Origin of the sequence: Pseudoalteromonas sp. 120-MNA-CIBAN-0494, from assembly GCF_040308885.1 — a bacterium.
Taxonomy (GTDB): domain Bacteria; phylum Pseudomonadota; class Gammaproteobacteria; order Enterobacterales; family Alteromonadaceae; genus Pseudoalteromonas; species Pseudoalteromonas nigrifaciens.
The window spans coordinates 84,116-99,651 of sequence record NZ_JBEOOE010000009.1; the positions used below are offsets into that span (position 1 = coordinate 84,116).

Below are 15,536 nucleotides of genomic sequence, written 5' to 3' on the forward strand. Positions count from 1 at the left end.
ATTAATAATCCGTAGCATTAATCTATAAACATAAAAAACATTACACTTGTAGCTTATTTGTAAACATAAACTAAAGTATAATATGTATAGATTTAGTACTGCATGAATTTGGTTCGTTTGTTTAGTGCAAATACTTTATAAATATAAAAAGTTTAATAAACCACATGGGAAAACAAAATGAAAATTCAACTTCGCAAAACAGCACTATCACTCGCTATCGCAGCCTGTGTTGGTGTAAGTGGCGCTGCAGTAGCAAATACAACTGCATCGGGTGTCAAAGGTCAAATTGTTGGCCCTAACGGTAACCCTGCTACAGGTACTGAAGTAACTATTATTCACGTACCTTCCGGCTCTTCTAAGGTAACTTACGTGAATGATGCTGGCTATTTTAGTGCTAGCGGCCTTCGTGTTGGCGGACCATACGACATTATAGTTGACTCAGATAAATATGAAGATCAACTCGTTGAAAATATTTTCCTAACTCTAGGCTCTGATTATCCAGTTAGCGTACAACTAAAGCCGGCTTCAAATATTGAACAAATTGTTGTTACTGGTCGCCCTATTAGTGCAATGTCCGGTGGTACAGGACCATCTTCAACATTTACACTAGAAGACCTTGAAAATGCCCCTGCTATTAACCGTGATCTGAGAGATATTGTTCGCGCGGATCCACGTGTCTACGTTGATGAAAGCCGTGGTGCAATTCAGTGTGGTGGTAATAATCCTCGCTATAATAGCTTAACAGTTGACGGCATCCGCATGAACGATAACTTCGGTTTAAGCTCAAACGGTTATCCGACTATCGGCGCTCCTTTCTCATTTGATTCAATCGATCAAGTTGCCGTTGAGCTTGCCCCATTTGATGTACAATACGGCGGTTTCACCGCGTGTAATATTAATGCTGTAACCAAATCTGGTACTAACGAGCTGCACGGTGGTGTGTTCTTTGATTTCACCAGCGACAGTTATAAAGGTGATAAAGTTGAAGGTGTGAAAGCCGATAATGGTAACTATACTGATAAACGTTATGGTTTTAACTTAGGTTTACCACTAATTAAAGATCAGCTATTTTTCTTCGGAACTTATGAAAAGCAAGAAGGCATCGCACAATTCAACTATGGCGCAGCCCAAGGTGATGATCCAAGTGTTACAGCAGGCGATATTGCGAATATTCAACGTATTGCCCAAGAAAAATATAACTACAACGCAGGTACTATGCCTGGCAGCATGCCAGTTGAAGATGAAAAAATCTTAGTTAAACTTGACTGGACTATAAATGATAACCATCGTGCAAATTTCATTTATAACTACAATGATGCTTTTACTATTTCTCAATCAGACACTGGGTCAAGTCGTTTATCATTAGATAGCCATTATTATGAACAAGGCGCCAAGTTTACCTCTTTTGTTAGTTCTCTTTATTCGGATTGGAACGATGATTTTTCAACCGAGCTTCGTTTTGGAAAATCTGAAGTAGATGCACGCGTACAATCACTTGATGCAGCATCAGGTTTTGGTGAATTTCAAGTTAAGACTGCAGGTGGTGCAACGGTTTACATAGGCCCAGATGATTCTCGTCATTCCAATAAGCTGAAATATGACACAACTACATTTAAATTAGCTGGTAAGTACTATCTTGATAAACATACAATTAGTGCTGGCTATGAATATGAGAAGTTAAATGTATTTAATATGTTTGTACAACACACACAAGGTGAGTTTCGCTTTAATTCAATTGAAGATTTTGAAAATGGTTTAGCTTCACGAATTGAATATAATAATGCTGCTGGTACTAATAATCCTGCTGATGCTGCAGCAGAATTTTCTTATAAACAACACACTTTGTATTTGCAAGATGAATATAACTTCGACAACATTGATGCCAGTTTAACTTTTGGTTTGCGCTATGACCGTTATGACAGCAGTGATGTACCAAACTTTAACGAAAACTTTACTAATCGTTACGGGTTTTCAAACCAACAAAACTTAGACGGTATGGATCTTATCCAACCTCGTGTAGGCTTTAATTGGTATGCCACTGATGCCTTAGAAGTGCGTGCAGGGGTTGGCTTATACACTGGTGGTAATCCAAATGTGTGGGTATCTAATGCTTACTCAAATGATGGTGTAACAAATATCTATACTCGCCGTAATAATGTTGATCTATTTAATACTGCAATGACTAATTTTGATGGTGGTACGCCAGGTTACGATGTACCACAAGAAATGTTCGATGAAGTTGCCAATACTAACATTCGTTTAGGTGATAGTATTGCAAATGTAATTGATCCAAACTTTAAAATGCCTTCAGAATGGAAATATGCCTTAGGTGCTACATTTACTACTGATAACGATTATGTTATTTCTGCTGATGCGCTTTATTCACGTAAAAATGATGCCGCAGTACTAACTGATTTAGGGGTAGCGCAAAATGGCTATGAGCCAGTAGATGGACGCCCAATCTACACAGCACCTGAAGGTCGTAATGGTGAGTTTATGCTAACCAATGCTGATAATGGTGGCGATGCATTGGTACTTTCAACGGCACTTAGCAAACGTTATGAAAATGGTATTGACTTTACGCTTGCGTATTCATATACCGATGCTAAAGATATCAATCCAATGACCAGTTCAGTAGCGGATTCAAATTATCATAACTTAGCAACTGTAAATCCTAACAATCCAGGTATCGCAACATCAGATTATGAAGTACCACATCGCTTTACTCTGAAACTAGGTTACGCGCATGAGTTCTTTGATGGCTATGCAACACGCTTCAATTTATTTGGCCAAGCATCAAAAGGTATGCCATATAGCTATACCTTTGCTGACTCAGATAATTTATGGTCACCGTCATTTGCTGATAAAAACCGTCAATTACTTTATGTCCCACAAGTCAATGATCCAAATGTAGTTTATGGAGATGACTTTGATATTGATGCATTCAATGCCTTTGTTAATGATGAAAATTTAAAACGCGGTAGTATCACTGGTCGTAATAGTGAATACGCGCCTTGGTTTATTAAATTCGACTTCAAAGTAACTCAAGAGCTACCAGGTTTTATGGAAGGTCATAAAGGTGAAGCCTACTTTGTTATTGATAATTTAACCAACCTCCTAAACGATGATTGGGGTAAACTTGAAAAAGGAAACTTTGTGGGTAACCCGGTTGTAAAAACATCTCGTGATGATCAAGGTCGTTACGTTTACGAAAGTTTCAACTCAGGCAATGTTGGTACTTATGTACAACGTGATGCCTCACTTTGGGAAATGCGTATCGGTGTTCGTTACACTTTCTAATTTGCTAAGGTAACTTAACAAATTAAAGTAATTTTAAAGCCCATCTTTTGATGGGCTTTTTGTTTTATTCATCTAATTTACTAGTTAACTTATCTAAACAACTAAGTAAAGTTTGATACTCAGCTTGAGCTAAAATACCCAATAGATTCTTTTCCCACGCTAAAGCTGCTGGTGCTAACTGCTGATACAAGCGCCACCCTTGCCCACTCAACGCTAATAAGCTAGCGCGCTTGTCATCTGGGTTAACTAAACTCACCACATAGTGCTTATCGTTCAGCGCTTTTATTGCCCGTGATACAGTGGATTTATCCATTGCTGCTTGCACACACAGTGCTTTTGCATGGCTTTGCCCAAACTGGGCTAAATTAAATAAAATGCGCCACTGAGGAATAGTTAAATCACTTTGTTGTTGATACACGGGCGCAAACTCCTCACTCATTTTACTGGCTAAATTTGCTAGTCGATAAGGTAAAAATGTCTCTAAATCGAGTGCCATTGTGCTATGTCCTCTTAATTTACAATCATGTTTAAGTGTTCATAAATATGTACAGTGACAAAAAGCATGATGTTTGAATTTACTCTCACTTGAGAGTATCTTACAGTAAAACGATAAGGAGTCGAGTGATGACCAGCGAATTACAATACATGACAGGATTTGGCAATGAGTTTGAAACTGAAGCCTTGCCAGGTGCATTGCCTATCGGACAATTTAGTCCGCAAAAAGTAAAGTACGATTTATATGCAGAGCAATTTAGTACAACCGCGTTTACTGCGCCGCGTGCACAAAACCGTCGTAGTTGGCTGTACCGTATTCGCCCCTCTGTTATTCAAGGCGATTATATCGCAATGGATAATGGCTTAATTCGCACTGCGCCTATTACCGAAGTAGTAACTCCACCGACTATGCTACGCTGGAACCCTATCGACATTCCACAGCAACCAACTGACTTTATTGATGGCTTAATTACTATGGCCGCTAATGGTAGTGCAAATGGCCAAACCGGTATTGGTATTCATGTTTATGTTGCTAATAAATCGATGGACGGGCGTTATTTTTATAATGCCGATGGCGAAATGTTGTTTGTACCGCAGCAAGGTGAATTATTACTTAAAACTGAGTGTGGTAATTTAACCATAAAAGCGGGCGAAATAGCGGTTATTCCCCGCGGTATAAAGTTTCAGGTACAGCTATTAACAGCAACTGCACGCGGTTATATTTGTGAAAACTATGGTCATCAATATGTTTTAGCTGAGCGTGGCCCGGTCGGCTCTAACGGCTTTGCCAACGATCGTGACTTTCAATACCCAGTGGCTGCTTTTGAAGATATAGAAGGTGAGTTTGAATTAGTTGCCAAATTTAACGGCAATATGTTTCGTTGTGATATCGGCCACTCTCCTCTAGATGTAGTTGCTTGGACCGGTAACAGTGCGCCGTATAAATATGATTTATCACGTTTTAATGTAATGAATACAGTGAGCTTTGATCACCCAGATCCGTCTATTTTTACCGTACTTACATCGCCATCAGGCACCGAAGGTGTAGCTAATATTGATTTTGCTATTTTCCCTCCACGTTGGATGGTGGCCGAAAACACCTTTCGCCCTCCTTACTTTCATCGCAATATAATGAGTGAATTTATGGGCTTAATAGAAGGCGTTTACGATGCTAAAGAGCATGGCTTTGTTCCCGGGGGTATGAGTCTACACAATTGTATGTCGCCCCATGGACCTGAAGCCGACGTGTTCGACAAAGCCTCTAATGCCCAGCTTGAGCCGCAACGTTATGAGAATACGCTAGCATTTATGTTTGAATCACGTTATGTCATATCCCCTACTAAATACGCTCTTGAAGGCAAAGAGCGCCAAGCTAATTACACTGATTGTTGGCGCACAATTAAAAAGCAATTTACTGGATCACAAGGATAATAAAACATGAAACTTTATAGTTATTTTCGCTCATCAGCCGCTTATCGGGTGCGTATTGCGCTTAACTTAAAAAACATTGATCACGAATTGGTTGGTGTTAATTTACTAAAGTCTGAACAGTTAGGTGCAGCCTACTTAGATAAAAATCCACAAGGCTTACTCCCTGCACTTGAAACAGCTGACGGTGTACTTGGGCAATCTCTGGCTATTTTAGAGTATCTTGAAGAAAGCCATCCAAACACAACGCCATTATTATTTGGTAACGCGTGGCAAAAAGCACAAATCCGTAATTTAAGTTACGCCATAGCCTGCGACATTCATCCGTTAGATAATTTACGCGTACTCAAGTATTTAAGTAACGAACTAGGGGTAGACGATGAGGCTAAAAACACTTGGTATCGCCACTGGGTAGAAGTAGGGTTTGAAAAAGTAGAGCATCTACTTGATCGTAATAACGCTTTTTGTGTGGGTGAGCAACCAAGCCTTGCCGATGTGTGCTTAGTACCGCAGGTATTTAATGCTATTCGTTTTAATGTAAATATGGCCGCATATCCTAAAATAGCAGCCATTTATGAGCGTTGTAATAAGCTCGATGCATTTATTGATGCCGCACCACAAAATCAACCTGATGCAACCTAGTCTAAATAATTAGCCTAGGTAATTAACCCAGAAAATTAGCCTTGTAAGGCACTGTGCACCACAGTTACATGGTCAATTAATTCTAAGCCCAGATCAGTTAAATAACCGCCATCTGGGCTATCTATAATTCCTTTATCAAATAAACGTTGTGCGGCGCTTAACAAGCTAGGCTCTGCGTCTGAATGAAGTTTAATTCCCTGCATTTTACTTTCACGCGGAAATTTAGCTAATAGTGTAAATTCATCGATCATTGTTTGGTTAAATTGCATATATTTTCACCTATTTATTGTTCTGTGTTTTACTAAATATAAATATACCCAAATCAAGAAAGCGCCTTTTTTATAAGCAGCTGTCTAATGTTAAGGTGCTATAAAATACCCAATTACGCATTTTTATGGTGTTTGTGTATACCTTACCCTAGCATGTTTTTTAGCTTAGTGTATTATTTTTAAACCCTCGACAATTTGAGACTAAAATGCGCCATTTATTAATCTTATGTTTTTATATTAGCTGCTTAAGCTATTCGCTACTCAGCCATGCTAATACAATTAAAACCCACTCTGTTATCGATGCTAATCAGTTTGTAAATACCGACACAAGTTGTTGGTACGACAATAAACGCTACAGCGAAGGAGCGTTAATACAAATACACTCATTTACACTTATTTGCGGGGCTAAATTTGTACAACATAACAACAGCCAACTAATTTGGCTTAAACTCGATAAACAAGGCAATGCAATTTACCCTACTAAGCCCGCTACAATTACAGTGAATTAGCCTCTACGAGTGAATTAAGTTACACTATGCGCAGTTTAAATAAGTAGTGTAGCTATGGATAATCAACCTAAAAACCCTTTACATGGGGTAACGTTAGAACAAATACTTGTTGAGTTAGAGCAGCGACTTGGCTGGAGAACTTTGGGTGAACAGGTTAAAATTAAATGCTTTACTGATGCACCAAGCATTAAATCGAGCTTAAAATTTTTGCGTAAAACCCCATGGGCACGAGATAAAGTAGAAGCGCTTTATATTCATACCATAAATAACAAGCCAATTCGTAGACCCAAAAGTGCACCAAGGCCCACTTCCGATAGAGCACCTGATACATCGGGCTTTGTTTGGCCTTCGATCAAAAAATAAATAATAAAACGGCGTGTAATAACGCCGTTTTATACCGTGTATTATTTATCTAGCTGTTCTTTGCAAATAACGTTTAATGATCCAGGTGAGATTGTAATAACTAATTTGTTAGAAGTTTTCACCTCTCCATCTACTACGTATTTAATCTCTTGCTCTGCACTTACTTCCACTCTTTTAGCATTTGTATGATGCGAATTAATAGCTAAATGTGTTTGTGTAATGCTGCTAAACATAAGCTCGGCAATACTCAGTACTGTAGTGCCATTTTCTTTATTGGGTATTAACCAATTCACATCAAGAAGCCCGTCACTATGATCAGGCTGCCCGCCACCTTGAGCTAGCAAAGTAGTAAAGGGTGCGGCATTAGCAACAATAAAACTATTGGTACTTACTTGCGTTGGTTCGTTATCATCAAGCTTTATCGTTAATACTTGTGCTTTTTGTTCACCAAAAGCTTGTAAAAAACCATTTAAATAGGCCAGTTGCCCAGATTTGTTTTTAGCTTCACGGTCGGCTTTTTCAATCATGGAGTGTTCAAAGCCAATTCCTGCCAGTAGTAACATTAGCTCGTCGTTACAATAAGCTGTGTCGATTAAACTTGTTTGCCCATCAATAATTAAATCACAGGCTTGTTCAACAGGAATAATTTTTGATTTTATGCCCATTAACACATGCGCTAATGCGTTAGCCGTGCCCAGCGGAATAATACCCAACCTGCATTTAGTGTGCACTAATACACTGGCCACTTCTGTCACTGTGCCGTCACCACCACAAGCAATAATAATATCTGGCTGCTCTTTTATTGCCTGTTTAGCAAGCGCTACGCCGTTAACTTCTTTTGAGGTTGTTAATACGGTTAAGTCGTAATAAGCCGATAAACTAGCAATAATTAGGTGTTGTTTGTCTTGCCACATTTTTGTGCCCGACACCGGATTTGCAATCAAAAATGCTTTGTTTTTAATTACTAACTCACCTTTTTTATGACGCTTAGCTAAGTGATGTAATTGGCGTTTATTAAGATTAGCTGTCTCGCGAGTTTCTTTTATTTGTGCCAGTATTTGATGCACATCGGCATCTTTATTTTGGCTAAGCAAGTAGGCCGCCATTACAAACACAGAGCGCCCGCGCCCTAAAGCACAATGCACCACCACACGGCGATCTTTTTGTACATGATGATGGATCCAATTAATTGCTTGGTTTAACTGCGAATGCGTAGGAACGCTATGATCGAGTACCGGAATGTTTAAATAATTAATGTTTTCTTGCGTAGAGCTCCACTCTAAACCGTCAAACTCGCACGTTACATCAAGTATTGCGGTAATACCGTTTTCTTTTAGTGTATCTATGTCAGAGGGGAATAATCGACATGCCAAAAACAAATGTTCATTAATCTTTTGAATAGGCGGCACTTTATCGTGCTTACGAGCCCACGCATTGTATAATTGTGCGCCAAATAAAAAAGGAATAAACGCCCAGCGAATATAAAAAGGGATAACGCCGTTTTCTCGTTTTCTAAACACTTTTGCTATATCGAATATATAAGCGCCCCCCACTAAAAGTAGTGACAATGCACTCCAATAAAATACAATTGAAAAGTAAATTGAGTTAACTTCCCAGCCAATAAATATGAGTATAAATGCCAATAGTAAGTAACTAATTGCAGCCCACATATGTTCTCCTTTTATAATATATGCTCGTTGTTGTTATATTTATTAATCATGCCTTGATATTGTAAGAGCAAATTTCACGCCAGCATTCACTTATTCCTCGTTAGTTATATTATTGATAATTAACATTTTAACTTTTATTTATTAAGCCTTTTTTTAGCCCACTTATAAACCGTAGCTATTTTTACACTATAGTAGGTCAATTGTTCACACTGGTATAAAGTAACAGCAATACTCTTTGTTTACTTGTATTGAGCTGTATTACAGCTAATCTATAAGCACATCTAAGCATGTTTTTGCATCCACAAACAACTCTCACACGTTTATTTAACTAATAATAAAAATATTAAGGTAATCATGGAAAACGACGATTTACTCCCCCTTTTGTGTTCAACCGCTCAAGGCGATAAACACGCATTCGCTAATCTTTATCAGCAAACCAGCGGAAAATTATTTGCTATAACTTTAAATATGTTAACAAACAGAGCGCATGCGGAAGAAGTATTGCAAGAAGCTTTTATTAAAATTTGGCATAACGCATCTGAGTATAATTCATCTAAGGGAACGGTTATTAGCTGGATGATCAGCATTGTTAGATACCGAAGCCTTGATGCGCTGCGCTACAACAAAGTGCGCAAGGAGCAATCACTAGGCGACGACGATATAAACGAGCACGATATTGAGGTAAGTTATGCCGAAAACACCAAACTCGTAAGCTGTATAGAGCAATTAGAGCCACAGCAAAAACAAGCGATTCACTTGGCCTATTACAAAGGCTTAAGCCACAGTGAATTAGTTGAACATATCGACACGCCTTTAGGTACGGTAAAAAGTTGGATCCGCCGTGGACTAGTTCAGCTACAAAGGTGTTTAACCCTATGAATTATAATAAACCCGAGGTATTAAATGCACTTGCAGGGCAATATGAACTTGGTACCCTATCAAGCTCAACCCGTAAGCGTTTTCAGCGATTACTCCTCAACTCCAGCAAAGCACGTGAGGCCACAACAATGTGGGAGCAAAATTTAAATAATTTAGCCAGCGCTATTACGCCACTAGCACCAAGTGACGACTTATGGCCAAAAATATTACAACAAATTGAAAACCAGCCCCAACCAACGAAAACAATAATTCGTACACAACCTTCAATTTGGCGCACTTGGTCGCTTGTTGCTACAGCAGCTTCAATTGTATTAGCCTTTTTAGTAATGCAACCGGCCACTAATGTTAGCAATATTCAGCAAATTGCATTAGTGCAAAATAAAGCGCAGCAACCGTTATGGTTTATTGATGTTAATGAGCAGGCTTTATCAATTAAGGCAAGTAGTCAGCTTGTGGCTAAAACAGATAAAGACTATGAGCTGTGGATGATACTAAAAGACCAAGACGCACCAATATCGCTGGGCTTACTCCCTAAAACAGGTAGCAAAACGCTAGCTAAAAACAGCCGCTTTAAAGCCAGTAATGTTGCTCTATTGGCTGTAAGTTTAGAACCTATTGGCGGCTCGCCAAACGGCGAGCCAAGCGAAGTACTCTATACTACTGAATTACTACTTTTATAAATTACTAAAAACAGCTCTTTTATCTTTTCTCAGTAATAAGGTATTAGAGCTAAATAGCGTGAATTAACAAATAAATCACATTAATTAAAAATAAATTAACTTCCCTGCGTCCAATTTAAACCCTGCCTCGTATTACTAATGACTTCAATCAAAAACTAAAGGACAAAGTCATGAAAGCTTTTACTCCATCAATACTCGCAGTTGTTATATGTGCTACTTTTGTAAGTGCACCAAGTGAAGCATCAAGCCACAGAGAAGCGCCTAATATTAGTCGCTTTCCAACATTAGACTCTACCGACTTTTATGTTTTTAATAGTTATGAGCAAGGTCGTGGTGACTTTGTTACCTTGATTGCTAATTACATTCCATTGCAAGATGCCTACGGTGGTCCTAATTACTTTGCCATGGATCCTGATGCTACTTACAGCATTCACATTGATAACGATGGTGACGCTGTTGAAGATATTACTTTTGCGTTTAACTTTAAAAGTATGTTGCCTAATAATAATCAAGGTGTCCAATTAACCGTAGGCCCTGAGGGTAATCAGCGTACTGTATCTGTACCACTAAAAAATGTCGGCGGTATTACGGCAGGTAATGATAGTGCTGCTAACTTTAGTGAATCTTACACCGTAAGAATGATCAGCGGCCCGCAAAAAACAGGCACTAGCGTACAGCTTAGTAACACTACTACTAGCTCAACTACTTTTAATAAACCGCTTGATTATGTAGGTAATAAAACCTTTACCTCAAAGCAAGATTACCAAATGTATGCCGACCAATTTATGTATCAAGTCGCTATTGCGAACTGTGATGGCATGGCTAAAGTGTTCGTTGGTCAACGTAAAGACCCTTTTGTAGTTAACCTAGGCAAAACCTTTGATTTAGTAAACTACGTACCCGTTGAAGGCGACAGTGCTGCGGGTGCTGGTGATGGCTCGGGCTTTCCTGGTGGCATAACACAATCGGCAGATAACGATGATTTAGCTGATAAAAACATTACCTCTATAGCAATTGAAGTACCTAAAAGCTGTGTGGTTGGCTCAAGTAATGGCGTAATTGGTTCGTGGACAACAGCAAGCTTACCGCAAGCGCGTATTTTAAATCCTAATGCTAAGTTTGCAAATAACGCAGTTAACGGCGGCGCATTAACGCAAGTTTCGCGTTTAGGTAACCCACTGGTTAATGAGCTAGTAATTGGTATTAAAGATAAAGACACCTTCTCTACTGCGCATCCTAAAGATGATGGCCAATTTTTAGATTATGTGTCGCATCCTTCACTGCCTGAACTATTAAATATTTTATTTAAAGATGCGGTTAATACCACCCTAGGGACAAATTTTGCAACGCTTGCACCTACAAACTTTCCACGTAATGACCTTATAACCGCATTTTTAACTGGTTTTGCCGGTGTTAACCAGCAAACAACAGTAACGCCATCAGAAATGCTGCGTTTAAACACTAAAATTGCAGCAACAGCACAAGCTGAACAATCAACATTTGGGGTAGCAGGTAATGATTTAGCCGGATTCCCAAATGGCCGTCGCCCAGGTGATGACGTTGTTGATATAGCACTAAGAGTTGTTATGGGTCGTTTATGTCATCCTATCCCTGTAGCAGGCGTAGACACTGATTTAGGGCTTTGTAAACCAGAGGATGCTGAAGTAGGTACTGTGCAATTTACCGATGGCGCACCAATAAATGCCACTATGATGGATGCAAGCTTTCCCTACCTTACTACCCCACTTGCGGGTTCTAAATAAGGAGTAAAACAATGCGTAATTTAAAATATACACAGGCATATTTGCTTATAAGTGTTTTAGCAATGAGCGGCTGTGGTAGCGATAATGACAACGAGCCAACAGTGGCTGTTAATGTTGCTCCCACAGCAAGCGATGCCATGGTTACCACGCAAACTGAGGTGGCTATTAACGACATGCTTGACGCAGCAGATGCCGATGGCGACACACTTGCCTACAGCATAACAACACAGCCCACACTCGGCAGCGTAGTTGTAAATACCGATGGCACATACACCTACACGCCCAATAAAGAACAAACAGGGTCAGATAGCTTTATGTTTGGTGTGTCTGATGGGGTTAACAACCAAGTAACAGCAACGATAAGTATTACTATTGAAGCGTTGCAAGTCGACTTTGCTCAGTTTGCAACCGATGCATTTAATCAACCTGCTAACGCTGAGCCACTGTCTATTAACGGCCGGGTATTTACCAACACCGAAACAGATGTCGGTGGCCTCCACCCTGCAACAGGTAATTAATCAGTAAGTCATAATCAAAGCTGACAGGCCACGGATGGCTTTTTCAAAAGGACTATAAAATGCAATTACCTTACACTAAATTAATTTTGCTACTTATGGGTATGTTATTTTCAAGCAATGTATTTGCCAGCGCTTTTACCCCCGCCGATAATGCAATTATTGCCCCTAGCAACTCAAATATAGTAGCTCAACTGTCTGTTGCTGAAATAAACGAACTAGTTATAAATAGCCAATATGCTGGGCAAACTGAACGTTTGCAAGGTGTGTTAAAAACACATTTAGCAACTTTGTATAACCAAAACCCCACTCCACTAATTGGTTATTTATATGCACGAGTACTACAAAAAGAGCACCGATTTGATGCTGCAATTAAAATTGCCACTGAAGTATTAGTTGCTGAGCCAAATCACAGTAATAGTCATTTATTACTGGCTAATATTTACATGACCAAAGGTGAATTTACTGCTGCCAAAGGGCATTGTACGGCATTAATTGGGCAAGTAAGCCTTATTACCGTAAGTACTTGCGTGTTAGATGTACAAAGCCAGCAAGAGCAACTAATACAAAGTTATAATGCATTAAAAAAGATTACCCATAATAAAAATATTAGCTTAGCCACTGCCCATGTACTAAGTGAAATGAGCTATCGATTAAATAATTACCAAACTGCGCTGAGCTACATTAGCCATGTCGATTTACAGTCTGCGCCGGTGAGCCTTATTGTACTGTGGGCCGATACTCAATTAGCACTTAATAACACGCAGCAAGTGCTCAATACTTTAGCTGGTTTGCTAACAGATAACAGTAATTTAGAAGATGCTATTCTACTCAGGTTGGCTATTGCTGAAAAAAATACTAATGCGGTTAGTACAAAGTGGCAAACAATGATGAAAAGCCGTGTGGCGCTGCGCGAGCTGCGTCAAGATACCTTTCATGCCAGTGATCTGGCCCACTATTATATTGCAGTAGCGCCAAATAGTGATAAAGCTCTGTACTGGGCCAATATAAATTGGCAACAAGCTAAAATGAGCACCGATAAGCAATTATTAATACAAGCCAAAGCCATGCAGCGAGCAACACTATGAAAACATTTTGTGTATTTATTCTCACTTTAGCAACGAGTTTAGTGGCCACTAATAGCTTTGCTCATCAGTTAAGTACCGGCTATATAACTTTAAATAATACCGCTGCTAGCCAAAATCAGTATAGTGGTCAGTGGCAAGTAAATATAACCGATTTAGAGCAAGTCGTGGCGTTCGATATTAATAACGATAAACAAATAACCTGGGCTGAAATAAAAGCCAAACGCAGCTCTATTAATAGTTTTGTGTATGCTAATTTACAGCTAATTCAGCAACAACAGGCATGCACGCTCTCTACCCAAGGGGCGTATCAATTAGATAGTCACTTTAATCAACCCTATTTAGTAATACCGCTGCTGTTTAGCTGCGCTGATCAAACTGAAACTAGCTTACATTACAGCGCCTTTTTTAATACCGATGGTAACCACAAAGCCATTGTAAATATTAATAATTTATCGCGAGTGTTTAGCGCAGCTAACGCAAAACAAACATTTAATTTTAGCCAATCAAGCTACTTAAGCACCTTTAATCAATATGTATATCAAGGAATATTGCATATTTGGATTGGTATTGATCATATTTTATTTTTAATCGCCTTATTACTTACCTGCGTACTTACCCGCACCGAAAAACAATGGCAAGGTATTAGCTCAAAAAAACAAATTATTAAACACACCGCGTGGATAGTTACCGCCTTTACCCTAGCCCATTCAATTACGCTTACTGCAACCGCTATGAATTTAGTATCGCCTAATAGCCGCTGGGTAGAGCTAGGTATTGCCCTGTCAGTACTTTTTGCTGCACTTAATAATGTATGGCCACTGGTATTACGTTTAGGTTGGGTAACATTTGCCTTTGGTTTATTGCACGGCATGGGGTTTGCCAGTGTATTGGGTGAGTTGGGGTTGTCGAGCGATTATCAGCTATTGAGTATTGTGGCATTTAACTTAGGGGTAGAAATTGGTCAGCTCAGTATTTTACTCGTAGCATTACCGGTGTTAATCAGCATAAGAGGCTATCAGTGGTATAAAAAATGGTTAATGCCGGTGGGCTCATTTGCCATAGCACTGATTGCATTACAATGGTCAATCGAGCGGTTTTAACCTGTAACCGCTCTAATACCAATTTAGAGTACTTTTTATAGTGCTTTTACAGTGCTTTTTACAGTACTTTTTACAGTACTTCGTCATGCACTTCAAAAGGCATGAGTAGCGTTTTCATCGCTGGGCGAAGTGCTATTAATACTGTTTCTTCGGTGAGTTCTGGGTAGAGCATTTTTCGAAGAAATAAGCCCGCCATCATCGAAAAAATAACATTAATACGGCTATCGAGTTCTTGCTCTGAGTGTGATTTTAACAAGCTTCTGTCGCTAATTAATAACTGTCGCATTCTATCGCGCGCTTGGGTATCAGCCTCGTGTAGTAACGTAGCCACTTTATTGTTTCTGGCCGCTTCTGCCATCATGTCTAAATCGATTACACACGCCCCGGTATCCATATGCCTTTGCACTCCTTTGTGCAAACTGCCTAAAAGTATTGTGAGGAAATCGCCAGGCTGCTCTTCAAATTCTTGAAATATAGAAAACATTTCTTGCATATCTTGCTCAATAATACTCTCTATTATTGCTTCTTTACTTTCAAAGTAGTTATAGATATGGCCGGCACTCATACCCGCAGTTCTTGCAATTTCAGCCATGCCTGCCCCATGATAGCCTTTGCGACGAAAGCAGTCTGCTGCAGCATCTAGTACTTGTGTGCGCCGTGCTTCGACTAATGCAGGATCTGCATGTCTTTTACTTTTATGGGTCACTTACAACTCCACTATTTAACCTGTCTATTATAAAAACCAATTGCATCTAAATATTTAGTTACAGCAAATAAAGCGCTGTTAAATTAGAAGTATTATAAATTTAACATTCTAGTGATGGCCTATAGCAAA

The 15,536-nt window shown here is 39.3% G+C and carries 15 protein-coding genes; 11 read left to right on the plus strand and 4 right to left on the minus strand.

What is annotated here, in order from left to right; all coding sequences use genetic code 11:
• Positions 1–177: 177 nt before the first annotated feature.
• Positions 178–3,300: a TonB-dependent receptor gene (locus AAEY55_RS08250; RefSeq protein ID WP_350550800.1), complete on the plus strand. Its 3,123-nt coding sequence runs from the start codon at positions 178–180 to the stop codon at positions 3,298–3,300.
• 64 nt (positions 3,301–3,364) lie between these two features.
• Here the strand turns inward: AAEY55_RS08250 and AAEY55_RS08255 are convergent, their stop codons facing one another.
• A complete protein-coding gene (locus tag AAEY55_RS08255) occupies positions 3,365–3,796 on the minus strand; it encodes a MarR family winged helix-turn-helix transcriptional regulator (protein WP_350550803.1) in 432 nt (143 codons plus the stop codon).
• A gap of 128 nt (positions 3,797–3,924) precedes the next feature.
• Between AAEY55_RS08255 and hmgA the strand changes: the two genes are divergently transcribed.
• The gene (hmgA, locus tag AAEY55_RS08260; protein WP_350550805.1) at positions 3,925–5,226 is read left to right on the plus strand and encodes a homogentisate 1,2-dioxygenase; all 1,302 of its coding nucleotides are present in this window, start codon (positions 3,925–3,927) and stop codon (positions 5,224–5,226) included.
• 6 nt (positions 5,227–5,232) lie between these two features.
• Complete coding sequence (maiA, locus tag AAEY55_RS08265) at positions 5,233–5,865, plus strand: maleylacetoacetate isomerase (RefSeq protein ID WP_182683660.1); 633 nt, start codon at positions 5,233–5,235, stop codon at positions 5,863–5,865.
• A gap of 35 nt (positions 5,866–5,900) precedes the next feature.
• On the opposite strand, the gene AAEY55_RS08270 is transcribed toward maiA, so the two are convergent.
• Entirely contained in the window at positions 5,901–6,134 is a 234-nt protein-coding gene (locus AAEY55_RS08270) for a TIGR02647 family protein (protein ID WP_011329965.1), read from the minus strand.
• 206 nt (positions 6,135–6,340) lie between these two features.
• Between AAEY55_RS08270 and AAEY55_RS08275 the strand changes: the two genes are divergently transcribed.
• Positions 6,341–6,643: a YnjH family protein gene (locus tag AAEY55_RS08275; RefSeq protein WP_011329964.1), complete on the plus strand. Its 303-nt coding sequence runs from the start codon at positions 6,341–6,343 to the stop codon at positions 6,641–6,643.
• A 54-nt stretch (positions 6,644–6,697) separates the two neighbouring features.
• Complete coding sequence (locus AAEY55_RS08280; RefSeq protein ID WP_011329963.1) at positions 6,698–7,006, plus strand: VF530 family DNA-binding protein; 309 nt, start codon at positions 6,698–6,700, stop codon at positions 7,004–7,006.
• A 41-nt stretch (positions 7,007–7,047) separates the two neighbouring features.
• On the opposite strand, the gene AAEY55_RS08285 is transcribed toward AAEY55_RS08280, so the two are convergent.
• Entirely contained in the window at positions 7,048–8,676 is a 1,629-nt protein-coding gene (locus AAEY55_RS08285; protein WP_350550808.1) for a diacylglycerol kinase family protein, read from the minus strand.
• A 354-nt stretch (positions 8,677–9,030) separates the two neighbouring features.
• On the opposite strand from AAEY55_RS08285, the gene AAEY55_RS08290 reads away from it, so the two are divergent.
• The 6 genes from AAEY55_RS08290 to AAEY55_RS08315 all read left to right on the plus strand — a co-directional run bounded on the left by AAEY55_RS08290 (position 9,031) and on the right by AAEY55_RS08315 (position 14,701).
• Positions 9,031–9,555, plus strand: coding sequence for a sigma-70 family RNA polymerase sigma factor (locus AAEY55_RS08290; protein WP_011329961.1), 525 nt, complete (start codon positions 9,031–9,033; stop codon positions 9,553–9,555).
• A complete protein-coding gene (locus tag AAEY55_RS08295; protein WP_350550811.1) occupies positions 9,552–10,235 on the plus strand; it encodes an anti-sigma factor domain-containing protein in 684 nt (227 codons plus the stop codon). The genes AAEY55_RS08290 and AAEY55_RS08295 overlap by 4 nt, the downstream gene beginning before the upstream one ends.
• 170 nt (positions 10,236–10,405) lie before the next feature.
• Positions 10,406–11,998: a DUF4331 domain-containing protein gene (locus tag AAEY55_RS08300; RefSeq protein WP_089369206.1), complete on the plus strand. Its 1,593-nt coding sequence runs from the start codon at positions 10,406–10,408 to the stop codon at positions 11,996–11,998.
• Positions 11,999–12,009: 11 nt separating this feature from the next.
• Positions 12,010–12,516 (plus strand): Ig-like domain-containing protein, encoded by a 507-nt coding sequence (locus AAEY55_RS08305; protein ID WP_089369205.1) that lies wholly within the window; start codon positions 12,010–12,012, stop codon positions 12,514–12,516.
• Between the two features lie 59 nt (positions 12,517–12,575).
• Complete coding sequence (locus tag AAEY55_RS08310) at positions 12,576–13,601, plus strand: M48 family metallopeptidase (protein WP_089369204.1); 1,026 nt, start codon at positions 12,576–12,578, stop codon at positions 13,599–13,601.
• Positions 13,598–14,701: a HupE/UreJ family protein gene (locus AAEY55_RS08315; protein WP_350550816.1), complete on the plus strand. Its 1,104-nt coding sequence runs from the start codon at positions 13,598–13,600 to the stop codon at positions 14,699–14,701. Before AAEY55_RS08310 ends, AAEY55_RS08315 begins: the two co-directional genes overlap by 4 nt.
• Before the next feature lie 70 nt (positions 14,702–14,771).
• On the opposite strand, the gene AAEY55_RS08320 is transcribed toward AAEY55_RS08315, so the two are convergent.
• On the minus strand, positions 14,772–15,407 hold the full coding sequence (locus AAEY55_RS08320; protein WP_350550818.1) for a helix-turn-helix domain-containing protein: 636 nt from the start codon (positions 15,405–15,407) through the stop codon (positions 14,772–14,774).
• Positions 15,408–15,536 lie beyond the last annotated feature (129 nt).